This is a genomic window from Flavobacterium sp. GQ95 (assembly GCF_059758655.1).
Window position 1 is genome coordinate 27,582 of record NZ_JCAXEB010000018.1, and the last position, 25,276, is coordinate 52,857.

At 35.3% G+C, this 25,276-nt stretch carries 11 protein-coding genes; 2 read left to right on the top strand and 9 right to left on the bottom strand.

All coding sequences use genetic code 11. The features are described from left to right. Positions 1-32: 32 nt before the first annotated feature. Positions 33-4,103, top strand: coding sequence for a hybrid sensor histidine kinase/response regulator transcription factor (locus AC6CH4_RS23795; protein WP_498107446.1), 4,071 nt, complete (start codon positions 33-35; stop codon positions 4,101-4,103). 107 nt (positions 4,104-4,210) lie between these two features. Here AC6CH4_RS23795 and AC6CH4_RS23800 read toward each other — a convergent pair whose 3' ends face one another. From AC6CH4_RS23800 to AC6CH4_RS23810, 3 genes are all read right to left on the bottom strand, one after another. Next, complete coding sequence (locus tag AC6CH4_RS23800) at positions 4,211-5,263, bottom strand: sialidase family protein (RefSeq protein ID WP_498107448.1); 1,053 nt, start codon at positions 5,261-5,263, stop codon at positions 4,211-4,213. A 91-nt stretch (positions 5,264-5,354) separates the two neighbouring features. After that, positions 5,355-6,941 (bottom strand): SusD/RagB family nutrient-binding outer membrane lipoprotein, encoded by a 1,587-nt coding sequence (locus AC6CH4_RS23805; protein ID WP_498107450.1) that lies wholly within the window; start codon positions 6,939-6,941, stop codon positions 5,355-5,357. A 17-nt stretch (positions 6,942-6,958) separates the two neighbouring features. Beyond that, positions 6,959-10,045: a SusC/RagA family TonB-linked outer membrane protein gene (locus AC6CH4_RS23810; protein ID WP_498107452.1), complete on the bottom strand. Its 3,087-nt coding sequence runs from the start codon at positions 10,043-10,045 to the stop codon at positions 6,959-6,961. A 256-nt stretch (positions 10,046-10,301) separates the two neighbouring features. Between AC6CH4_RS23810 and AC6CH4_RS23815 the strand changes: the two genes are divergently transcribed. Then, on the top strand, positions 10,302-10,532 hold the full coding sequence (locus tag AC6CH4_RS23815) for a winged helix-turn-helix transcriptional regulator (RefSeq protein WP_498107454.1): 231 nt from the start codon (positions 10,302-10,304) through the stop codon (positions 10,530-10,532). A gap of 206 nt (positions 10,533-10,738) precedes the next feature. Here the strand turns inward: AC6CH4_RS23815 and AC6CH4_RS23820 are convergent, their stop codons facing one another. From AC6CH4_RS23820 to AC6CH4_RS23845, 6 genes are all read right to left on the bottom strand, one after another. Next, entirely contained in the window at positions 10,739-12,748 is a 2,010-nt protein-coding gene (locus AC6CH4_RS23820; protein WP_498107455.1) for a DUF2264 domain-containing protein, read from the bottom strand. A gap of 115 nt (positions 12,749-12,863) precedes the next feature. Then, the gene (locus AC6CH4_RS23825) at positions 12,864-16,463 is read right to left on the bottom strand and encodes a family 78 glycoside hydrolase catalytic domain (protein ID WP_498107457.1); all 3,600 of its coding nucleotides are present in this window, start codon (positions 16,461-16,463) and stop codon (positions 12,864-12,866) included. A gap of 33 nt (positions 16,464-16,496) precedes the next feature. After that, on the bottom strand, positions 16,497-18,929 hold the full coding sequence (locus tag AC6CH4_RS23830) for a glycoside hydrolase family 2 TIM barrel-domain containing protein (RefSeq protein WP_498107459.1): 2,433 nt from the start codon (positions 18,927-18,929) through the stop codon (positions 16,497-16,499). Between the two features lie 116 nt (positions 18,930-19,045). Then, on the bottom strand, positions 19,046-20,167 hold the full coding sequence (locus tag AC6CH4_RS23835) for a glycoside hydrolase family 43 protein (protein ID WP_498107461.1): 1,122 nt from the start codon (positions 20,165-20,167) through the stop codon (positions 19,046-19,048). A gap of 2 nt (positions 20,168-20,169) precedes the next feature. Then, positions 20,170-21,024, bottom strand: a complete 855-nt coding sequence (locus tag AC6CH4_RS23840) for a glycoside hydrolase family 16 protein (protein WP_498107463.1) — start codon at positions 21,022-21,024, stop codon at positions 20,170-20,172. Positions 21,025-21,144: 120 nt separating this feature from the next. After that, positions 21,145-25,029, bottom strand: a complete 3,885-nt coding sequence (locus AC6CH4_RS23845) for a glycosyl hydrolase (RefSeq protein ID WP_498107465.1) — start codon at positions 25,027-25,029, stop codon at positions 21,145-21,147. Positions 25,030-25,276 lie beyond the last annotated feature (247 nt).

The window sequence follows — 25,276 nt, forward strand, 5'->3', positions numbered from 1 at the left end:
CAAAGAGCAACATGCTTTTTAAAAAATTTTCTATGAATAAGTTAATGCTCTTTCTTGTTATCAGTCTTCTGCACCTACAGGCATCAGGACAGAATTACCCGATAAGGCATCTTGATATTTCATCGGGACTTTCTAACAATTCTGTTGCCTCTATCTATCAGGACCAAAATGGCTATATGTGGTTTGGAACTTTTGATGGACTTAACCGATATGATGGAAATGATTTTAAGATTTACCGCCATATTCACACTGATCCCTATTCTATTCAGGGAAATGCCATTAGCTGTATAGAAGGTGACTTCGAAAATAATTTGTGGGTAGGAACAACTGCCGGGCCAGTGGTTTTTAATGCAGAACGGTCTTCTTTTAGTCCATTGCAATATTATGATACGAACAAAAAAATCAAACCTTTAAACATTACCGCCTACGAAATAATTGCTGTACATGCTCTACATATGATTCTTGTCGCGACAAAAGAGGCAATCGTACTTTATAAGGAAGGTGAGAAAATTGGAACGGCAATACCTTTCAACGGAAAATTAAATTATATCGCAAGATCAATAGCTTATAATGCGAAAAAACAAATCTTCTATGTTTTTATAACCGGAACCGGTCTTTGCCAGTACGATATTAAATCAAAAAAACTAACGCTTCTCAACAATACAATTACGGGCGCAAATTGCATTAAATTAACAAATGATGGACTCTGGATTGGATCAGACGAAGGGGCTTACTTATATAATGACCATCTGAATACCTATTCTAAAAATTACTTTCTGGAGAAAACAGTCGTGCGTGATTTTTATCAGCAGGAAAACAGACTCTGGATTGCCACTGACGGAGCTGGTCTTTACACCCTTACAAAAAATCAGACTGCTCCTGTTTTATATCGTGCCAGCGGCCCTGTTTCATTGCTTAAAAGTAAATCTCTGTATGATATATTCCAAAGCAAAAACGGAGAAATGTGGTTCGGAACCCTGCGTGGGGGCGTAAGCATGATGGGGGAAAACCCGCTCTTCTTTAATCATTTTAAAAGCAAGGATCCACTGACCAATAAAGAAGACGAAGATCCTGCCGCAAACTTCATGCTTTCTTTCTGCGAAGATGAAAAGAAAAACATCTGGATTGGCACTGATGGCGCTGGAATGCGGTACTGGAACAGAAAACAAAACACCTACAACGTTTACTCGACAACATCAGCTGCCGGCAGAAAAATTCAAAGCAATTTTGTTACTAGCATCGTCAGGGATTTTGATAATGCGATCTGGGTTGCCATGTGGAAAGGCGGAGTCTGCCGTATTGATCCCAAATCAAAAGCAATTCAGAATTTCTCCATTTATAATCAATTCACTAAAAAAGCAGAACAGGAATCATGGCTGCTGTTCATAGATTCAAAAAAAACGTTGTGGCTTGCCGTTACTAACGGCGGAGCACTATATCAATTTGATAAAAAACAAAATAAATTCATCTGCTATAGTACCACTTTGCGGGATGTTACTTGTCTCTACGAAACCAAAGACGGAAAAATCTGGGGCGGCACATTCAATTCGTTTTTTGAGATAGAACCAAAAACAAAAAAAGTAAAAAACTATCATTCAGCTTATACTATCAGATGCATAACGGAAGATCAGAACAAAAATCTTTGGATTGGTACCGTTGAAGGTGGTCTTCTTTTATTTAACCGAAAAACGGGCACTTTCAAAAAGTATACTACACAAAACGGTCTTTCGAGCAATACAATACTTCGCCTTTTAGAAGACAAAAAAGGAGATTTATGGATGAGTACGTATCACGGGATTTCAAGATTGAACCCTAAAACCAACACTTTCAGAAATTTTGGAGTTTCTGACGGACTTCAGGGCAATCAATTTAGCTGGAATGCCGGTACGAAACTTTCTACAGGAGAATTTATTTTTGGCGGTATAAACGGGTTCAATGTTTTTGATCCGGACAATATAAAAGACAAAAAAAACACCGGCAAATTTCTATTAAATGATTTGCTGGTAAACAATCAGTCTTTAAAATTGGACAGTCCTTATATCACAGAAAAAAAACTCGAAATGATAAGTGGAGCCGAACTTCCTTATGAAAAATCGGCATTGAGTTTTGATTTTGTTTATCTTGATTATGTCAATTCCGAAAAAATTAATACCGCTTATTTTCTCGAAGGATGGGATAAAGACTGGAACTATACCTCAAACAGCAACAGGGCAAATTACTCCAGACTGACTGAAGGAACCTATGTTTTTAAAGTAAAAACAACTGATGTTTTTGGAAACTGGACCAATGAAGTAACACTCGCGACGGTAAAAATTCTTCCGCCCTGGTATAGAACATGGTGGGCTTATACCTTTTATCTAATTGCTGCTGTCGGTGCAATTTATGCGTACGTAGGGTATCATAAAAACAAGGAAAGACTTCGCTACGAAATAAAACTGGCCCGTATGGAGCATAAAAAAGACAAGGAACATGCCGAAAAGCAGTTTTCTATGTTTACTTATATGGCTCATGAATTGCGTACTCCCTTATCTTTAATTATAAATCCGCTAAAAAGTGCCATTGACAGAAAAACCCGTTCTGAAGATGATCTCGACCTGAATCTCGCCTATAAAAATGCCAAAAGATTATTGAGTCTCACGGATCAATTACTGTTGTTTAGAAAAGCAGAAACGGATCTGGATGAACTCAAAGTTTCTAAGATTAACTTAAACAGCCTGTGCCGTGAAATCTACGAAAGCTTTACGCAAATGGCAGCGGTTAAAAGTTTAAATTATCAATTTATTGAAGAAAAAATACCCGCTGAAATATATGGCGATTATGAAAAAATAGAGATTACGTTGTTTAATTTAATCTCAAATGCTTTCAAATTTACACCTAATAAAGGATCTATAAGTATTCAGATAATCGAGAATACTGCTGATGTTTCTATTATTATATCAGACACAGGCAGCGGAATTGATGAGAATGATATTGATACTATTTTTGAAGAATTCAGGCAGATTAAGTCTAAAGCCAGCAATGGTTTTGGTATAGGTCTGTATGTTGCCAAATATTTTGTGACTAAACATCATGGCGAAATAAAGTGTGAAAGTAAAGTAGGAAAAGGTACTTCGTTTACTATTACACTTCCAAAAGGAAAAAGCCATTTTGCAGAAATGAGTATCAATGAGAATCATCCTCAAATGTCGCCTTTGGTAGGTGAACTTCTTGAAGGAATGCCGGCAGATAATCAAAATATACCTAAAGGCAAAAATCAACTATCTTCTCCTGAAAATATACAGTCAGCATTAATCAGTACAAAAAAAGTATTGCTAATTGTTGAAGACAATCCTGAAATGAATCATTATCTGGTACAGCTTTTCTCCAAAAACTATGTTGTTTATTCGGCAGCAAATGGGCTCGAAGGACTGAAACTTGTCGAAAAACACATGCCTGATATTGTACTAAGCGATATTTCTATGGAAGGCATGAACGGTTTGGATTTATGTAAAAAAATCAAACAAAATGATGATTTAAGCCATATTCCGGTAATACTTCTTACGGCTACAACCAGCAATGATATTCATTTGCAGAGCATTACTGAAGGTGCAGACGACTATGTTACCAAACCTTTTGACAGCGATATACTTCTGGCACGTGTTGATTCCGTTATTCGAAACAGAGGGCAATTACGCAAGTATTTCCTGGACAGCATAACACTTCGTGAAAATGCAAATAAAGTTCCTCTTGAATACAAAGAATTTCTTGATAAATGTATCGAAATCGTCGAAGCCAATCTTGAAAACAGCGAATTTAACCTAAAGAATTTCTCTGCTGCAATGGGTATGAGTCATTCAAGTCTTTACAAAAAGATTAAAGCAATTTCGGGACAAACTGTAAATGTTTTTATCAGATCTATCAGAATCCGCAGAGCCGCAGTAATTATGCTTACAGAAAATATTAATATCGCGCAGGTTGGACCACAGGTTGGTATAGAAGATCAACGCTATTTCCGTCAACAGTTCGTAAAATTGTTTGGAATGAAACCTTCAGAGTATATCAAAAAATATAGAAATTCTTTTAATAAGGAATTGAATATCATTCAGAAAAGAGATATTACATAATAGCCATTACGAAAAAACGAACTGATGGTTAATCTTTTCCGAAGTACAGAGATTGAAGCTATTTTGTGGCATATATATTCAAGTAGCTGACATTTTAACAAACTCAATTATTTCATCAGTTCAAATACAACATGCTTAATGTACTTTCTATTATAAGTATACAATACATGAATTTTATGATCTGAAGTTTGAATAATAGCCGGATAACTGAATTCACCTTCCGGTTGGTTTTCCAGATTAAATATTTTTTTCCAATGCACACCATCTTTTGAATATTCTACATCTAAAACATTTCGACCATTAAACCAATCTTTTCCCATTTTTAAAGGATTATTCACTAATAAAAATGATTTTTTAGACAGTGTTACAGCATCAACTCCTGAATTTGAGTTGACAACATTAATACTATCCGTTCGTTGCCATGTTTTGCCGTAATCATCTGACCAGCTTGAAATTAATTTATTATGCCTGCTTCGGGATAAAATTTGAATTTCTTTATCTGAATGAAAAAGGAATGTTGGCTGAATAATATCAAAGTTTTTCTTATCCTGAATATCTGTTATAAGCCAACTATCAGTTGCTTCTGTATAGGTTTCTATAAATACCCGCCATTTATTATCAGTAATGCTTTCGGTACTGCTTCCGCATAAAATAATTCCCGGACTTGTTTCGATTGGTTTATTTCTGATTGGCCCCAATATTCCTTTTGGCAGATATTTAGCATTGCTCCAGGTCTTTCCATCATCTTTTGAAACGATCATAGCGCCAAACCATTCTCTCGGATTTTTCCCCACTTTATAAAATAAATATAGATTCTGACTTTTACTTTTAAACAAAACCGGATTCCAGCATGGCAAGGTATCGCCCTCTTTTATTAAAGGACTTATAATTTTTTCAGGAGCGGACCATTTTTTTTCTTTATAAGATGAAATATAAATGCTGACATCTTTTGCGCCTTCATATTTCCCGCCAAACCAGGCTGCTAAAAGCGTATTGGGTTCGATTTCAACCAATGTTGATGCATGACTAGCCGCCGTTACCGGATTTTCGGCAATATAATTTTGGGTAATATTAACTGCTTTAGGTTCGTTTTTAATTGATTTACAAGCAAGAAAAACAGAAACTAATAAAACAATCAAACAATATTTTTTTAAATTCATAATCTAACTTTTATATAAAACAAAAGGAGAGTTTCCTCTCCTTTTGCGTTTTTAAGTAAAGAATGTGTTTGTCTTTACTCAACCAAATTAATTATTTAGTATCCCACCAAAGTTTAGTTCCTCCGGTATCCGGACCTTTAAGTTTTGTGATTCCGTCTGTAACAGCATCTTTATTAGAAGAATATTCATTTGTTGTATAAATAATTCTTTTCATTAAGCTTTTACCAACTCCGGCATCATTATTATCTGTGTTAAGAACCGGATAGATTACTTTTGCATCACTTCGGCGTAAATCTGCCCAGGATTCCCACGATTCAGGGAAAATTGCCAAATACTTTTGAACCGCAATTTGTGTACGTTGATTTGCAGCTGCAGCTGACCATGCAACAGGCAATTTTACAGGTATATCTTGTAAGTCTAAAGTTGGATAAACTGTTAAGATGTTTGGTAAAGTTGGTAATGTATTTCCGGCTACGTAAGCATTGATTGCTGCTGTATCTGTAATTCCCCATTGTCTTAAAGACATTCTGATACCTTCTTCATACAAACTTTGAGCACTTCCACCCATGTTCCATCCGTTCAAAGCACCTTCTGCTCTGCTGAAATAGTTTTCAGAAGCCATGAATACTTCAATATTTTTAGATTCACTTAGGTTTCCTGCAGCACCATTCCCCATAACATCATTGTTAAAAGCAGAGAATTTAGTAGTTCCAAACTGATCTTCTAAACCTCCAACAGGCTGACCACGGTAAACACCCGTATCGATTTTAGCAAACCATTTTGCTAACCTTGGATCATTATATCCAACAAGTATACTTTCCATAGAAGCTGTCATCGTATACCCCCAGCTGTTTACAATCATGTTTAAATTGTTTGGAGTAATATTACTTGCTTTAAAGAAAGCTCCCTGCTCATTTGTTTGCATAACACCCGCAGCTACAGCAGCTTCAGCTTGTGTTTTTGCTTTATCTGGCTGAATATCAGAGATTCTTAATGCTAAACGTAATCTTAAACTGTTTCCGAATACTCTCCAGTTAGCAACATTACCAGCATATAAACGATCATTTGGCTGAAAAGCAGCCACTGTTGTTAGAGAAGAACTACTTAAAGAAGCATTTGCTTCGTCAAGTAATTTAAAAAAGTCTTCGTAAATAGATTCTACACTATCATAAGGTACTTTTTCTTTACCGTTTCCTGCTGCAGTGTATGGAATTGGCCCGTAAGCATCTACCATTTGATTGTACATGAAAACTTTCCAGATTTTAAGAATTGCCAAAGCTTCGGCATTTCCTTCAGATGCTTTAACAGCATTGTTTAAAGCCGGCACGGCAACGGTATAAAATCTTGTCCACCCTCGTCCTTCGTATCCATTTACAAATGCATTTCTCTCCGTACCATATCCACAATTTAAATAGTGAATAAAAGTTGACGATAAAATACCCGTTGCAATACCCCAGGTTCCCTGATCATCTACACCTGGTGATGAATAAGATCCGTTGTGAATACCTGCATAAATTGCAGATGCAAATGATGGTCCAGCCAGCGTAGCATCTAACTGATCTTCAGTAAGCGAATTAGGATCTGTGTTTATTTCATCAAAATCGCTATTACAACTTGATAAAATAACAGCTGTCATTAATGCAGCTCCTAATGTTTTTATTTTAAAACTATATTTCATGATGTCTCTTTTTTAAATTAAAATCCGAATTTAACATTAACTCCATAATCTCTCGTTGAAGGAATGTTGAAAGATTCTATACCTTGTAAGTTTCCAGTACCAGCTCCCGCTTCCGGATCAAAATATTTAGCTTTATTTACAAAGAAGAATAAATTTCTTCCTACCAATGAAAAGTCAATACTTGTAAAACCTGTGTTGCTTAATACACGTTTTGGTAATGAATATCCAAAAACAAGCTCTCTTAATCTGATGTTTGTTGCATCATAAATAAAAGGTTCTGCCACAGGTGTTCTTTGTCCAATTGCTGTCCAGTATTGTTCAGATGTAATACTTGTCGTGTTCGGAGTATAAGTTCCGCCTGCTCCTGCAACAACACCATCAACAATGATACCTCCTTCTCTTCCTGCCAAAGTAATATCATTCACCCCTAAACCTGCTTGTCTTGCCTGAGTATATGAAATAACTTCTCCGCCAATTCTAAAATCAATTAAGAAACTGAAATTGAAATCTTTGTATTTAAAGTTATTTTTTAAACCTCCAGTCCAGTCTGGATTAAAGTTACCCGCACGAACATCAAAACCGTTTGTTGCTAATGGAATACCTGCACTGTTTACAATAATTTTACCATCAGCATTTCTTTGGAAACCTTTAATGTATAAATCACCGTATTCACCTCCTACAACAACTTTACTTCTAACTAAACGTCCTTCACCAAGAACTAATTCATCTCTCCCTTCAAAAATAGATTTTACTTTTGATTTATAAGAAGCGTAGTTTGCTGTAATATCCCAGCTAAAATTTTCTGTTTGAATAGGAGTTGCAGTAAGCGTAAGCTCAATACCTTTATTTTCAATATCCCCGCCATTTACGATAGCTCTTGAATATGAAGAAGACTCAGGAGTATTGATATAGAAAATTTGGTTATCTGTTAATGTATTAAAGTAGGTAAAATCTAAACCTAAACGATTATTAAAGAATCTAACATCTGCACCAAACTCTGTTGAAGAAGATATTTCTGGTTTTAAGTTAGGATTTGCAGCCGTTGTTTGTCCGTATAACATACCGCCATTTCCACCAATATAAGAGAATCTTTGCTGCGTTTGGTAAGGATCTGTATCGTTTCCAACCTGTGCGTAAGAAGCTCTTAATTTTGCAAAACTAATTACTTCAGGTAATTTAACCATGTCGGAAATAACAGCTGAAAGACCTACAGAAGGATAAAAATAATCAGTAGGCAAAGTAGAAGACCAGTCATTTCTGGCAGTTAAATCTAAGAATAAATAGTTTTTAAAACCTAGCTGACCAAAGGCGTAAAGGGAATTAATTCTTTTTTCTGAAGATGTAGATGTAGATTGAATTGTCTGCACATTAGACAAGGCAAAAAAGTTTCTCTTACTTAAAACTCCTCCTGAATTCAAAGCTGAACTGTTTTGCTGTAATGAACTTGCACCTCCATTAAGTCCAACAGAAAAATCTCCAAATTTTTCATTGTACGAAAGTAAAGCGTCAATATTCAATTCACTTACGGTTTCATAAGATTCGCTGTATGAACCTAAGTTATTGTTAAATGCAACTGTAGCATATCTGTTTCTAACATTTTTGTTTGTCATTTGGTCTAAACCAGCTCTACCTTGTAAACTTAGCGTTTTTGTAAATTCATATTTAAGAGAAGCTAAACCAATAAATCTGTTTCTTTTATCTGTACGTGCATCATCTCTTAAAGCAGACCAAAATGGGTTTCCTCCTGGTGCTCCAGTTTCATCGATGAAATAATTCATTTGTTTTTGTCCTGCAGCATCGGTGTATTCAAAATTTCTGTAATCATTATATGCAATACTACGAGGCAGTAAATAAGCTGATGTACCAATAGATTCTTCTCCGGTTCTCAATAAATTATCGATATCCTGAATGATGTAATTTGTTTTCACATCCAATGATAATTTATCAGATAGTTTACTTGTCAATCTTAAATTAAGATTATGTCTGTCTAATTGATTCCCGCCCACAATACCTTCAGCACGTGTATTTGTATATGAGAAATAACCTTGCGCTTTTTCATTTCCTGCCGTAACAGTTAATGTATTAGCTAAATTGTAACCCGTTTTATAAAAATCAATAACGTTATTTGGTTGTGGAGAATAACTTTGTGTAGCCGGTCCTGAATAATTTGGATTACGAACTAACTGCCAGTTTGAAACCTGGCTTCCGTCTAATTTTCCTCCCCAGCTTGAACTGGAAGTTGGGTTGTAAACACCATTTGTTCCCTGACCGTACTCATTTTGCAAATTCATCAAATTATAAGCAGATGAAGCCATAAAATTAGTTGATAACGAAACTGATGTTTTTCCTTCTTTACCAGATTTTGTTGTAATTACGATAACCCCATTACTCGCCCTGGAACCATAAAGAGCCGCAGCAGAAGGTCCTTTAAGAACTGTCATCGAAGCAATATCTTCGGGGTTAATGTTTGAAATACCATCTGGTTGTGTAGTTCCTCCTGTATCAATATCAGGATTTGTTGTTGTTGTACCGTTACTAATTGGTACACCATCTACTACATACAGAGGCTGATTGTTTCCGTTAAGAGATCTGTTCCCTCTTAATGTAATTCTCGATGAACTACCAACACCATTTGATGTTGTAGAGAAGTTAAGACCGGCAACCTTACCCGAAAGCGAGTTGGCAACGTTTAATGATCTTGCCTCTGAAAGTTCATCTACAGCAATATTTTGAGCAGAATACGTAATCGCTTTTTTCTCTCTTTTAATACCAAGAGCTGTTACTACTACTTCTCCTAATTGTTGTGTAGCTGCACCCAAAGCTACATCAATTGTAGTTTGTGTTCCTACTGTTACTTCTTGTGGAGCGGAGCCCACATAAGAAAAGATCAAAACTGCTGATTTATTTGGAACTGCTATACTGTACTTTCCATCAAAATCTGATGATGCACTTGTCTTTGCTCCTTTAACAATAACATTTGCTCCAGGAATCGGAATTCCGCTCGCAGCATCTGTTATCGTTCCTTTTACTGTTGTTTGTGCTTGCAGACCTGTAAATCCGAATAAGCATATAACAAACAGTAATTTTAGTACGTCCTTAATCATATTGGTTGTTTTTTAAGTTAATATCATGTTAAACTTAAGAATACCCTGTGTAAACAAATTATTATTTCGACAAATGACATATTTGAAGAGGTGTAGGTTATACATTTATAAAAAACTTAGAATTTTACTGTTAAAATAGGGGGTCCATTATAGAAACAAGTAAAAAGGTCAGACTGTCCATTGAGTTGCTCATTGGATGTGTTTGGTGATAAATGGTCTTTGCTTATTATCAGAGATTTAATATTTTATAAAAAGCATGTATAATGACTTTTTAAAATCGGAAGAAGGCATTACCATTAATATTTTAGCATCAAGACTAAAAGAACCTGAAGAAAATGGTGTAATAGAAAAATCCGTACACCCCGACAGCAAGGCAAAAAATTTGTACAAACTGACAACAAAAGGAATAGATTTATTGCCTATAATTATGGAAGTTTACATTTGGTCAGACAAATATTTAGCTCTTCCTGCTGGCATAAAGGAATAATAAAAGAAGTTAAAAAAGACAAAATTTTAAGATCGATAACAAAAGAACTGAAATCAAAATGACGAGAAGAAAAGCTGCAAGCTGCAGCTAATAAGCGTTTGGCAAGTTTACAACCTCGCTAAGCGGAGGAACTTAAAATGTGTCCTTATTTTAATCTGATAAGTTTCTGGATGATACCAGATCCCTATGTTACATAACGATATTTTTTAATTAAAATCAATTACTTTTTTTGTTCCATTATTATATTGAATTGTAATAACACGCTCCGTCTTACTAAGAATTTTTATAGGAACTAATTCATTTTTCGTCCATTTTTCGCCGGATTTTTTCCAAAGCATTAAAGTGGCATAAATATTTGATTTTTCTGATATGGAATTGCTTGTAATATTAATTACAGTACTTTCATTACTCTCCGGATGCAATCCTTTTGCTTTAACAACTTCTGATTTTTCCCATCCTAAAACCGGAATCATAGCTAATTGATATTTTCCATTGTCAATAATAGTCACATCATATCCTTCAACGTTTCTTTTAGTCGTGACAATTTCTTTGTTTAATTTTGGTAAAGCATAATGCCCTAAACGTATTGCAATTGGCCTGTTACTACTATTCTTATCAACTCTTAAAATTCCATTAGGCAACGGAATATCAGCTAAATTAAATTGAATATTTTCATCTGTTTCTAAAACTACATTTCTGTAATAGATGCCGTTTTCAAACTTTTTAAAAGTATACAACCTAAAGGCCTCCCAGAGATTATTTTTGTTTTTGACAACATAATTCATAGCCACTTCTCCATTTTCGCCATCTGCCTGCCACGGAAAAGCACTATTGTAAGACAGCCTGTTATAGTTTTCTGTTGATCTGAATTTTTGCCAGTCACTGCTTACTTTTTCATGACACCAGGCCCTCACTTCTGAAGCTCCAATGTTAGGATAATCTGTAATTAAAATTTGTGAATCTCCCTGATATTTATTGTAAACAGCATCTTTTTTAAATTTCGTATCCCAATCACCATTATTTTCTTTGGCATTCCAAAATGGATTGTCATCCGGAACCAGCAAACCTAAAAATATTTTACCCATCCAATACACACTTCCCCTGCAGCTGTAAATTTGAACTGAGGGTTCAAAAGCGCCGTAAAATCCGAGTGTCGGCACATTATCTTTCATAAAATCAGGATGCGTTAAAAATTGCTTAATCACTCCCGATGAAATTCTTCTCATCCAGCCATAATTGGTATTTGGATCGTTTTGAAATCCCATCAATGGAAAAGGAACAACAGCTCCGGTTCTGTAACTTATACTTCTTCCCCACATAATCATTTCGCCATCTTTGCTAAACAAATATGGGTAGTTGTCTTTTAAATCATTAAAATTTGCTGTAAACTTGGCAGCAAGTTCTGGATAATATTTTTTTCCAAAAAATTCAGACCAAATTGTACCATACATCTGAAATGCCCACATGCTGTAATAATCAAAAGCAGGACTGTCATTGTACCATCCGTTGCCTCTGTAATGTTTGAGTGATTTTTCTAAATATTCAACAAGTAATTTTTCATTGACGCTATAGCCCTGTTCCTTAAAAAAACTCAACACAAAAATGTTGAAAAATTTCCAATTAGAATCTACTGTTGGTCCATCGCCATAGCTAAGCATTATTTTAGCCAACTGCTCTTTTTGATTTTCTGGTAAAGGTTTCCATAATACATCCGGATTCGTAAGCATTGAAAGTGCTAAGGCTCCAAATTCAACTAATTTTTGGCTTGGGCCTCCATTTTTAGCACGAGGTTCAATATAGGACGGACTGGTTGGATCTGTTAATTTTCCTATTTGATATCTGTAATAATCCGCTACCTTAATATTATTGATTACTAATTCCGGATTCTCTTTTAATAATGGTGAAGCGATGAATAAGGTTCTGCAGAGCCCTTCCAGTTTTTCTGTTGGAATCTGGTTTTCATTTACAGGGTAACTTTTTCCTTCTTGTTTAGGAAACTTCATCGGATCATCCAATGTATGAACATAACTAAAAGCGCCTTCTAACAAATAAAGAGCAGCATCCTTCCAATGCTGTTTTGTCATTCCTGTATAAGGACTGATTTTATAATCTGGATTCTTTATCTGAAAAACATTAGCCGTATTTTCTTTTTGTTGTGAAAACAAAGACACACTGAAAATACAAGCTAAAAACAATAACATTTTTAATTGATTCATTTTTTTAAGGATTTTGCAAAGCTGGTTTTTACAAACAAAATTGTAGAAAATCTAATTTCAATCTAATTTAACCAACCTGTTTTATATTTATTATGCTGTACTTTTCCCTTCTAATTTAATTCCTGACAACTGTTTCCAACCTATATTCTCCGGATTCTACTTTAAAAACAGCCTTATTATTTTCTATATTCAAAAATTTGATTCCGCTCTTTTTACCATTTATCGTCACATCTCTTTCTTTTAAAGCTGGCAGGTAAAGCATTGCAGTTGTATTTGCCGGAACAACAAAATGAAAATAATATTTGCCGTTTTTTCTTTCCCAACTGCTTTCAATACGTCCGTACATCGAATCGTAATATCCATTTGCAAAGGTCATTTGTCCGGTAGTATCAGGTTCCGGCTGCAAAATAAAATGTTTAAATCCCGGAAAATTGTCATCTCTTAGAATTCCTAATGAATAATTATACATCCATGCGCCTACAGCACCAAAAGCATAATGATTAAAAGAATTCATCCTATTATTTCCCCCAAACCCGTCTTTATGAGTATATGAATTTAATCGTTCCCAAATAGTCGTTGCTCCCTGACTAACCGGGTACAACCATGATGGATAAGAAGTTTGCTGCAATAATTGATAAGCAATATTTGAATATCCATTATCCGAAAGCGCTTTATTCACCCATGCCGTTCCAATAAATCCTGTCATTAATGAATAGGGCGGACAATCAGCACCCTGATCTGTTTTGTTTTCTCTTTGTATAGAATTTACAAACTGCTTTATAGCCAGATCTGAATTCTCTTTATCCAAAACATTAAAAGCAAAAGGCAACACATAAGAAGTTTGTGTATCTATAATTTTACCTCTAAATGAAGTTTTCCCTGTTGTTTTATCAATGTAGGTTTTATTAAAAAAGTCTTTTCGTTGCTTATAATATTCCGAAAAATAGTCCTGATCTTTCTTTTTATCTAATAAGGCTGCCACCCTAGACATAATTTCCAAATCATAAATAAAGTAGGCTTCCCAAAATAGTGTTTTTTCATTTTTAGAATCTTCCAAACTCAGCCAATCTCCTAAAGAACCCCAGGTATTTCTTTCTTTTTCTTTTAAAACCCCCGTCTGCTTATCGATATCGGCTATTAGATAATTGGTGTAACTTTTCATAGCATTATAATGCTCTTCTAATAAACTGAGATCTCCATATTGTAAATAGTTTTCCCAGACAACAGTAATTCCTGCACTTCCCCATAAAGTTTCTCCAAATCCTACACCTATAGGAGCTACATCCGGAAAACGGCCATCTTCTCTCTGAATATCCCGCATTGCCAGCATGTGTCTTTTCAGGAATTGCTTAACATCTGATAAATGAACTGCAGTTCGGGAAAAAACCGAAATATCTCCACTCCATCCTAAACGTTCGTTACGCTGAGGACAATCCGTAGGTATTGACAGGAAATTTCCATAGGTAGACCATGTTATATTTTCCCATAATTTATTTACCAAAGGATTTGAGGTTTGATAATAAGAAGACAATTGATGAATGGAACTTAATACCGTTCCTTTAACATCTGGTAGCGGTAAAGGTTTTTCTATTCCTGTTATTTCTATATATCGATATCCGTGAAATGTAAATCGTGGCGTTATGGTTTCGTTATCTCCTTTGGCTATGTAAATATCTTGTGACATAGCCGCTCTAACATTTTCAAGCATCAGTAAATCTTCATTTCCCTTGTATTCAGGTAAATTAGGATACAAAACTTCGGCATAACGCAATGTGATTGTTTTTCCTTTTTTTACATTAGTCAGCATAATTTTTGGCACGCCTACCATGTTTTGTCCCATATCGTAAACAAATACACCCGGACGAACTTCTGTTACCGATTGAGCCGTTAATTCTTTTATTGGCTTAACTGTCGTGCCAAACTGCCCTATTAATTGGGCATCGGTAAAATTGTTAAAGTTGGGTAGATTGGCTGTTCCTTCTGAACTTACAAATCCATTTGTTCCTATGGCTACCGCCTGATGCCAATTAGACGCATCATATACAGCTGTATTCCAGCCTTCAATTGCTTTTTCTTTTCCTGCATCATAAACTTCACCCTGAAAAAAACTGCTGTATTTTACGGGTCCGTCATTGAAATACGTCCATGTTTCAGGATCACTTATGATGTTTTTTTCGCTTCCATCCGCATAAGTAACTACCAATTTGACCAATATGGATTGACGATCACCAAAAAAATTCCAGTTTTCACCAGCGTAAGTGCTGCCGCCACTCCACCAACCTTCACCAAGAATTGCCCCCAATACATTGTTCCCTTCCTGAATATTTGCTGTTACATCAAAAGTTTGGTACAAATGGGTTTTATTGTATTGTGTAAGTCCCGGATTAAAATAATCGTCTCCTATTTTTTTACCATTTAAATACACATCATAAATACCACGTGAAGTGACATACAATCGTGCTTTACTTATTTTAGGGGAATCGATTCCAAAAACGGTACGCAACATAGGCATGGAATTCTGACTTGGATCTGCCAGAATAAAAGCCCCTTTGTTTCCGCCAATTACTGTATAGATCTTATTCTCTCTACTTACTTCGTTAAATGACGAAAATATACCTGGCGAATTACTATCATCAGAAAAAATTACATTCGATGGGCTTCGGTAGTTTTTAATTTCAATTTTCGAAAACTGTGCTTTTTCTCCCTTAGGAACTGAAAAACCAATATCACCCACTACAGGAAAAGCTATAAAATCGCCTCCGGATCCTAATGGGTTTAAATTGATATCCCCTACCAGATTTTCTTTTAAATTTCCATCAATATAAATCTTAGTTAGTCCCAAACAGCTTTGAACACTTACAGTATGTGTATTATACTGGTTTTCTTTATTAATAATCGAATTCGGAATTGAAAGACTTTTAAAAGGGGTTTCTTTTTTATCATTTGGATGATAACCTACCCGATAAATATTCAATTTAGCCAACCCATCTGAATTTAAGAGTGCGATATCCAATTCAACCTGAATATAACCATCGCCATCTTTGTTTTCCAGTTTATATTGATTTTTATTTCGGTTCATTAAACGCCGGTCATTAGCACCATAAATTAAAGATGCCTTTGTCGATTTTAGCTTTTTATCCAGCTGAATTGTACTATTGATAACAAAAACAGGAAGATATTGGGCCTGCAAAACCATATCATTGGCATTACCACCAATCCATTTTGCTCCGGACCATGCGGTTGTTTCTTTATCTGAATCTTTATTCGTAACCATTTTGGGGTTCAAAAAACCCATTTCAAACCATGACTTTGCGGAGTACTTTTTTCCTTTTTGATCCCAAACGTTTACTGTCCAGTTGTACAAAGTTGCAGGCTTTAATTCTTCGCTTTTATATTTGATATTAATAGATTCTCCACTTTTAACTTTTCCTGTATTCCAAACCTCATTCCCCAGATTATTTGTTGCAATAATTTGATACGCATATTGATTATAACTGCTGTTTTTGTTAACTGTTTCCATTTGCCAGCTAAAGACAGGCTGAGCAACATCAAGACCAATTGGAGTTACTGCATTTTCTACCTTAAGATTACTAATTTGGATATCAGCATCAAAAAGCGATTCAGATAAAGTATTAGCATTATTTTCTTTTTGTTGCGAAAACAAAGACACACTGAAAATACAAGCTAAAAACAGTAACATTTTTAATTGATTCATTCTTAAAATTTTGTAATTTCTGGTATTTGCTTTTTATTTTTTTCCGGTAGATTGTATCTTAATTACGCTTTTGTTTAATCCCGGTGAAGTCACTTCAAGATTAATAGTTCCCGATTCTCCATTACTTTTAATAATTACCATCGCACGTCCATGCCATGCTTTTCGGGTATTAGCAACGTATAAATCAACGTCTTTTAAATTCGCATTATCAACTCCCACTATTGTTCCGGCACCGGAAACCTTAAAAGCAATTTCATTATCCGCATTTGGATTCAAAACACCTTTTTCATCTGTAATTTCAACCGTTACATAAACCAGATCCTGACTGTCTGCTTTTATGGTTTTGCGATCTGCTGTTAATTTAATTTTTGATGGCTGACTGGCCGTTTTTAACAAAACCGATTCAGTTTCTTTTCCATTTTCCAAACCAACCGCTTTTAGTTCACCACTTGTATACGGAAGTATAAAAGTTGCTTTAAATTCCTCCGCTTTGGTAGTTTCCTTTTCGCCAATATTTTTACCATTAAGATATAATCTTACTTTAGAATATTTTGAATATACTTCCACTTCAATATTTTTGCCTTCATGGCCAGGCCAGGTCCAGCTTTCCCAGGTTGGCCAAACAGCCCACAATGTAAGTTTTATTGCTCCGCTTTCAGGATTTGGTTCCCTAACCGCCATATATATTTTCTCATTATCATTATACAGCATACTTCTGTAATGAGAAATTGGTTTTCTCCATCCCATTAAATCGACATCACCACAATAAGCACCATGCCATGGATACATATTTCCCTGCCAATGTTCACCCAAGGGTTCACCTGGATATATATAACGACCAATACCCGATTCACCTAAATAATCCATTGCAGTCCACACAAAATCACCTAAAATATAATTGTGTTTTTGAACCAAATTCCAGTTGGCAAAAGCATCTTTTGGATAGGATTCGGTTTGCACAATGATTCTGGAAGGCACTCTTTCATGGTCTGATTCTGCACGATGCAGCTGATAATTATATCCTGCAACATCGTGGGCAGCCATTAAGGGATCAAAAATTTCCCATTCCTTATCCCAGGTCGTCATTGCCGAAGTTACCGGGCGTGTAGCATCTATGCTGCGAATAGCATTTGCCAGCATTTTTGCTGTTTCAACTGCCTCAGGTTTGGTTCGTTCAATAATCTCATTACCAATACTCCACATGATTACAGAAGGATGATTACGATCTCTCCGTACCATAGATTCAAGATCATGTTTCCACCATTTATCAAAAAGTATGGAATAATCATATGTGTTTTTCTTTTCCCGCCATCCATCAAAAGCCTCATCTATTACGAGCATGCCTAATCGATCACAGGCATTCAGAAAGGCTTCTGAAGGAGGATTATGTGAAGTTCTGACCGCATTAAATCCGGCAGCTTTGAGCAATTCTATTTTTCGTTCTTCGGCGCGATCATAAGCCGCCGCACCTAGTGCTCCATTGTCATGATGTACACACCCACCGTTTAAGAGGATTTTTTTTCCGTTTAATAAAAAACCTTTTTCAGAACTAAATTCAAGTGTTCGAATTCCAAAATCAGTGGTTAAAGCATCAATACTCTTTGATTCTTTCTTAATTATTGAATTAACCTGATATCTATTTGGTAATTCAACCGACCATAATTTTGGATTTTCGATTGTTATAGTTTGAATTACTTCTTTTTCTTCGTTTGGCTGTAATTCTATTTTACTTGTCGAATTTTCCGTATCTTTTCCTTTTTTATCAGCAATAACAGTTGAAAGCAATAAATTTTGCAGAGCCGCACTTTCATTTTTAATTATAGTTTTAACCTGAATCTCAGCTTTGTTATTTTTTACCTCCAAAGTAGTAACGGCAACACCCCAATTTTTAATATGAACCGGATTTTTTACTGTTAGCCACACATTCCTGTAAATACCTGAGCCGCTGTACCATCTGCAATTTTTTTGTTGAGAGTTATCAACCTTAACAGCTATTACATTTTTTTGTCCGAATTTTAAATAAGGCGTTAGATCATACTCAAAAGAAGTATAACCATACGGTTGTAAACCAACTGATTTCCCGTTGACAAATACCTCAGCATTCATATAAACGCCTTCAAAATAAATAGCAATCTTTTCTTCTTTCCATTCAGAAGGAACTAAAAATATTTTTCGATACCAGCCTGTTCCCATTGGGTAAAAACCACCATCTCCTCCACTTACATTTTCTTTTTCTGATTTTCCTTCAATACTCCAATCATGGGGTAAATTCAATTTTCTCCAATTGCTATCATCAAAATCTAGTAAGCTATAATCAGAGGAGTCTCCTAAAGAAAATCTCCAATCAAAATTAAAACGTTGTTTTCGTTCACTATCTAAATTTTGTCCTGTACTTTTTGAAACGCAAACAATTATTAATAAATGAATTAAGATTACAGTTTTTATAAATTTTATCTTTTTAATCATTGGATATACTTTTTTGAAATTAACAAGTTGCAAATCTTTCACACTTAATTTATTATGCTTCTAATGTAAAGATTTTAATTAATAAATGTAAAACAAACACCTGTTATATTAGCTCATTATTTTTCAAAAGAAGTTAGATTCCATTCTTCAAGCCATTTTAAAATTGGTTTTCCGTCCGTGATTGTTATCGGCAACCAGATATAACTGCCATCAATAGGATTATCAGGCTTCCATCTGTCCGCCATAAAGATAAACTGATCTTTTTTTCCCTGAACGGGAAGAATATAAGTGCTCTGTGAATGAAATGTAAGTTCCGCATCTTTACCCACACACGGATTTTCTAAAGCCTGCCATGGTCCCCAAATAGAATTCGATTTAAACGAACGTGCCGCATTAGGATCCCAACCGGTACAACCCGAAGTTATCATATAATAAACCCCATCTTTTTTAAAAACTGCAGGAGCTTCATTATGACCTGCCGGCGCAACTCTTGTCCATTTTTCAGTAAAATCTAAATAGTCGTCTGTAAGTTCTGAAATATGAAGTGTCAAATTTTCTTCCGAAGAGCAAATAAGATACCCCTTAGCATCATCATCAATATATACAGTCATATCCCTCGACATTTGTCCTTTATCAAAATCCTTACGAACCAACATTCCGTTTTTTACTGCTGTAAGCCATTCAGGGCTCCAGGATTTCAAAGCAGCCTCATTCGTTGAAGCTGTTTTAAATTCATCTTTAAAATCTATGGGCCAAACTCCTTTATTAGGGCGGTATGATTTTTTAAATTTAAAAGGGCCTTTTGGAAAATCACTTACGGCAACAGCTGCTCTTGCAGCATTATAGCCTTGTCCTTTAAGTTCTAAATGAAACCACATAATATATTTGCCTATCTTTTTATTAAAAACAACTTTTGGACGCTCTATTACACAGCCTTTTGTTATTTCGGAATTAGGATCTTGTTCCACTTTTAATACAATACCTTCATTTTTCCAATTGTATAAATCTTTTGAGGTGTAACAACTGACACCTTCTAAAGATGTATTTCCTTTGCGGCCCGAAGTCTTGTATTCTCCATACCAATAATAAGTCCCATCAGCAAAAACAATACCGCCCCCATGGGCATTAATATGCACTCCATCTGTATCTTTCCACTGTTTTCCCGGAGCAAAATAATTGTTTTGCGAGAAAACAAAAGAACATACAAAACTTATAATTATTGAATATCTTAATTTCATTTTTACTTATTTTTTTGATAAACCCTGATATAATCGATTATGTATTTTGATGGAAGATCGGCTGTAGTGAATTCTCCTCCATTTATTCCTCCGACAGCCAGATTCACCAATAAATAATGAGGCTGCTGAAACGGAATTATCTTTTGATTTTTATCCCGAATTGTATCTTCCACATTAATTTCGTTTAGAAGTTGATCATCAACATATAATTTAATCCACTGTGCATCCCAATCCATTCTCCAGATGTGAAATTTGTCTGCCCAGGAATTATCCTTAAATTCACTCAGCGTAACTGTTTTACTATCCCATGCGGTCTGTGGTTCATTTGATTTCCAGGCTGCATTGGCTAATATTTTCCCCGTATAATATTCCATAATATCAATTTCGCCATTGGCAGGCCAGTTTCCTTTTACACCCAATGTCCAAAAGGCTGGCCACATTCCTTTTCCAACGGGAATTTTAGCACGCATTTCAAAGCGGCCATATTGCCAGGAATGTTTTCCACGGGTAATTAAACAAGAAGAGGTAACTTTTATAGAATCTCTGTTTTTTGCCCAGTCTTTATGGGTTTTAGATATAAAATCTGGATTGGCTCTTTTTTCGTTTCTGGCTTCGATAATCAAAAAACCATCTTTGCAGGTAACATTTTCTTTTTGATACCATTGATTTTCCTGATTTCTCACAAACCCCGTTTCGTAATTCCAATTCTTTTCATCCGGACGACCATTTGTATTAAATTCGTCAGCCCAGACTAACTTATAATCTTCAGAAAATGAAGGTTTTTGTTTGAGCTTTACAAAACTAAAAAGTAGTATCAGGACAACTCCTAACACCAAAAACTTACCAATAAATCTCATTTTAAATTTATTTTTTAATCCTAAATAATCTCAGGAAGTTTCTATTATAATAAGGGATCCCGAAAGATCCCTCATCATTTCTACACTAATTAAAACCTAACTTTACTTGTATGCAATGCATTATTTTTTAATAATTCGGAACGTTATATCGGGATGCGATGGAATCTTTATCAGATAAATTCCCGGCGGCTGATTTTCAATATTCAAATGAATTTTACCATTTTCACTTATATATTTTGATGTTGAAATCACTTTCCCGTCAGCTGCATATATTGCAACCGTAACTAAATCTTCATTTACTGGTAAAACAATATCGAACTGACCTGTAGTAGGATTTGGAAACGCACTGATAGTTTCAAAAGATTCCTCTTCCAATGTATTTAAGGCTAATGTATTTGCACTTTTAGCAGTTAAAGAACCAGAAGTTATCAATGTTTTAACTTGTAAGGCCGCGGAATACTGACTTTCGCCTCCCGCATTTTCTGATGCAATTTTATAGAAGTAATCTTTATTTGCTTCTAAATTTGTATCACCAAAAATGCTGTCTTTGATATAAGCAGATATAATTTCATAAGTACCGTTAACAGTTGCAGATCTTTTAATTTTATAAGATTCTGCTCCAGCGACAGGCGTCCATTTTAAATTGATTGCTGATGCTGATACTGCCTCACCCTGAAAATTTGTTGGAACCACAGAAATCGCAGGCTGATCATAAACCAATATCGTTGAGTATGCTGACTCAACATTGTCTTTACCAATAACTTTAATTCTGTATTCGGCATGCGTACGAACCTGATCGATTTTTTCCAGAATAGTATAATTGGTGGATTCGTAGAAAACTGAAAAGGTGCTTTCGCCACTTAGTTTTCTTTCCAAAACATATTTATTTACTAACTCCTGATTCGTTCCTGTCCATTTTACTGTAATATTTTTATAATCTGATGAAAGGGCATAACTTAACGTTTCTACTTTTGTTTTCCATAACGGAATGTATTCCCTTGCAGAATTATAGGCTTTCGCCGATGCATTTTTGGCATAATATTGCCCTGCCGGAGTTAAAACCGTATAATCAGTTGCTGTACTGGAAATTACTGGTGCTGTTTGCAGCCAAACATAACTCTGCCAGTTTGGGTTTCTTGTTTTAAACGCATCATTTATGGTAACATACATTGCTCTGGCATCTTGCACCCAATTGTAGATTGAATAACGCTCTACATAATCAGCACTTTCCAGAACAGTTAATATTGCTGCAAGATCATTTTTGTGTTTCGTCGCATTGGCATCAGTAATTGTAGTAACAGCATCCGGAAAATTATTAGCTGTCCAGTTTGCACCAATATTCCATTCTGTAATCCAGATTGGTCTTTTGTATTTGTCGTATATGTATTGTAAATCACTTTTCCATTGTGCTGCCGTTTTATACCAGTAACAGTGCAGTGCCACATAATCAACTCTGTAATTATTAGCCTCTGCCTGTGTCATAAAATTAGCCATCCAGGGGTTATAAGGATCTGATGTTGCAGGAGAACCTACTCTTAATCCTGATTTCAAAAGAGCCGGCCAGGAACTTATTGCTGACTCAACTGTCATGTTTGCCTGATCAGGACGGTCTGGTTCATTAAATCCTAAAAGATGTGTGTAGCCTTCTTTAGTGTAAGCAGGAGCAAATGCCGGCCAGTATTGCGTTTGGCGTATTGGTACATATTCTACGTTTGGTGTGGTATCCATTCCGGTGTTCCAATTGTAATACCAGGTAATATTAGTTGAATTGATTGCTTCAGTACTTCCACCGGCAAGTCCTTTTTTAGTGACCTGGTGCCATCTCATTGTTCTGACAAATGAAATTGTTCCTTTCAAATTAATTGGTAAAGCCGAAATTTCAAGATCTTCATTTTCTGCTATATAAACTCTACTGTAACCCGATCCGTCTGCACTGGTAGCAAAAGTTGCCATATAACCTTTTTTTAATTTAAAGGATTTGATCGCATTATCAAATGCTCCTAAATTATCAAATGGGGTTACTGTAACATATTGCTGAGATGTTCCTGCAAAATTTTCTTCAGTAAAAACCTGTAACGGCTGATAATCTACAACATAAGGCGAGACAACTGTACCTGACCCATAATTTGTAACATTTGCATTTGTGCCATTACTTGCCAGTACACCGTTTATTGAAACATATTGTAACTGCGAACTGATTACTTCGCTTGGTTTAACATTTTCAAAATACAAACGGTTATCTGCTGAACTTAAGTTTACTGTCGAATTAATTAAAGGATTGTTTCCATTTTTAAGATATAAGGAAGCCGTTCCGCTTAAAACAACTTTTGATTTTGCAAAGGCCGCTACATTTGTATTGCCTGAAATAGTTGTGGTTAGTAGTGAAGGACTAATAATTTTCTCCGGTGCGTAAGCCACATTCTCAAAAGTAACTGAAGTAACAGCCATATCAACAGCACCAGTTGCGTAATTTTTACCAATAACAATATTTGCTGTTTGCTGTCCCTGAACCTTTAAATCCCCTATTCCAAAAAGTGCTTTGGCTCCGGTAATGTTAATATAATAGGTAGCTGCGGTTAGCGATTGAAATGCCAAATCTCCTTTTCTTAATTTATTAGCAGCCCCTGTTACAAAACTTTTTGTTCCCAAAACTGTTCCTCCTCCATTTGCTGCTGTAGAAACAGATACTGTCATTTGAGAACCGGGACTTAAATTCGAAATGTATTCATATATCCATGAAAACTGATACCCTTTTGAAGCTTCTAACTGTACCGGAAATGAATAAACTGAATTTTGAAGTGCAGTACTATCCCATCTGATGTACATTAATCTTCCGCTATAAACTGAATTATCTGATTCAAATGTATGACCTGAAGTTACATCCATAAACCGTGCTCCGGTAGTACTGTTTGCTGTATTAAAAATGGTTGGTGAAGTAACATTTGTCCACCCATAAGCAGCAGGAGTTCCTGAATTATCATTAAAAAATCCGTCCCAGTTATTAATTAAATTTGAAGATTTAAGTTTTAAATCGGCAATCGCCATAAGTCCGTAATCACCGGTGATTGTCAAATAATAAATACCGTCAGCATTTGAAACAAAAGATAAATCTCCTTTTCTTAATTTGTTGGCATTACCAGTTGTAAATGATTTAGAAGTTATAACACCTGATCCGTCCGCACCTGATGAAATCGCTACATTAATTTTCGCGCCGGGAGCAGCATTAGATATGTATTCGTAAATCCATGAAAATTCATATCGCAAGCCCTGTTCCAACTTAACCGGATAGCTATATGTTGAAGTTGAATAACTTGCATTATCCCAACGTATGTACATTATTCTTCCGCTGTAAACTGAATTATCCGATTCAAAAGTATGTCCGGAAGTTACATCCAGATATCGAACACCGCTGGTTGAATTTGCTGTATTCCAGGGAAGAGTTGCAGCCGTATTTGCCCAGCCATAATCGTTAGGTTTGCCAGAGTTATTCCCGGTGACTCCAGCCCATCTTCCTAGTAGATTATCAGTACCATATGCGATTGTTGTTCCTGAATTATCATTTAAAAAATCAAGCGTTCTAGAAGTTAAATAATTTCCGTCCTGATAAATATTTGCAACGCCATCTTTGATTGCATACCTGTAAGTTTGTTCCTGGGCATTATCTACGGAAGTACTTAAATTATCCTGTATTGATAAGATTGTGGTATTATTAAAAGTAGTTTTGTCTAAAGATGTTCTAAATCCGAGGCCAATTGTATTCTTAACCTCAACATCTAATCCTCTGCCTACAGCAGCATTAACTTTGGCTTTTACTTCTAAAGTAAATTCAGTCTGACTGCTTAAAGGAAAAGATATAATATCTGGATTCGTACCGTTAGTAAAAGTTTTAGAAGTACTCAATGTTGTAGCCAAATTAACTTTGACAGGCAAATTAGGAGCTTGTGCAAAAATTTGGTGTACAAAGACCGACAACCATATAAATAAAATTGTGTAGAGCTTTTTCATATGAAATTTTGTTTTAAAAATTATTTTAAAATTTTGATCAACACTCTCTTTAATAACCGTCACAATTATTTGCTTCAGTTGCTAAAGCATTCTCTTTTAAAACACAAATAAGAATATCATCTGGTTTTTTATTACTGTAAAAATTTTATTGAAATTTTATATTTATTATTAAATCCTTGATTCTTCTTTTAAATCACAGGATCACAATATATTTTTGAATCGAAATTTATGCATGCGAATTATAATG

Excerpts from the sequence above, each read along its gene's own strand:
- AC6CH4_RS23845 (WP_498107465.1), bottom strand. The coding sequence starts at position 25,029 with ATGAAAAAGCTCTACACAATTTTATTTATATGGTTGTCGGTCTTTGTA.
- AC6CH4_RS23820 (WP_498107455.1), bottom strand. The coding sequence starts at position 12,748 with ATGAATCAATTAAAAATGTTATTGTTTTTAGCTTGTATTTTCAGTGTG.
- AC6CH4_RS23810 (WP_498107452.1), bottom strand. The coding sequence starts at position 10,045 with ATGATTAAGGACGTACTAAAATTACTGTTTGTTATATGCTTATTCGGA.
- AC6CH4_RS23805 (WP_498107450.1), bottom strand. The coding sequence starts at position 6,941 with ATGAAATATAGTTTTAAAATAAAAACATTAGGAGCTGCATTAATGACA.
- AC6CH4_RS23800 (WP_498107448.1), bottom strand. The coding sequence starts at position 5,263 with ATGAATTTAAAAAAATATTGTTTGATTGTTTTATTAGTTTCTGTTTTT.
- AC6CH4_RS23835 (WP_498107461.1), bottom strand. The coding sequence starts at position 20,167 with ATGAAATTAAGATATTCAATAATTATAAGTTTTGTATGTTCTTTTGTT.
- AC6CH4_RS23830 (WP_498107459.1), bottom strand. The coding sequence starts at position 18,929 with ATGATTAAAAAGATAAAATTTATAAAAACTGTAATCTTAATTCATTTA.
- AC6CH4_RS23825 (WP_498107457.1), bottom strand. The coding sequence starts at position 16,463 with ATGAATCAATTAAAAATGTTACTGTTTTTAGCTTGTATTTTCAGTGTG.
- AC6CH4_RS23815 (WP_498107454.1), top strand. The coding sequence starts at position 10,302 with ATGTATAATGACTTTTTAAAATCGGAAGAAGGCATTACCATTAATATT.
- AC6CH4_RS23795 (WP_498107446.1), top strand. The coding sequence starts at position 33 with ATGAATAAGTTAATGCTCTTTCTTGTTATCAGTCTTCTGCACCTACAG.
- AC6CH4_RS23840 (WP_498107463.1), bottom strand. The coding sequence starts at position 21,024 with ATGAGATTTATTGGTAAGTTTTTGGTGTTAGGAGTTGTCCTGATACTA.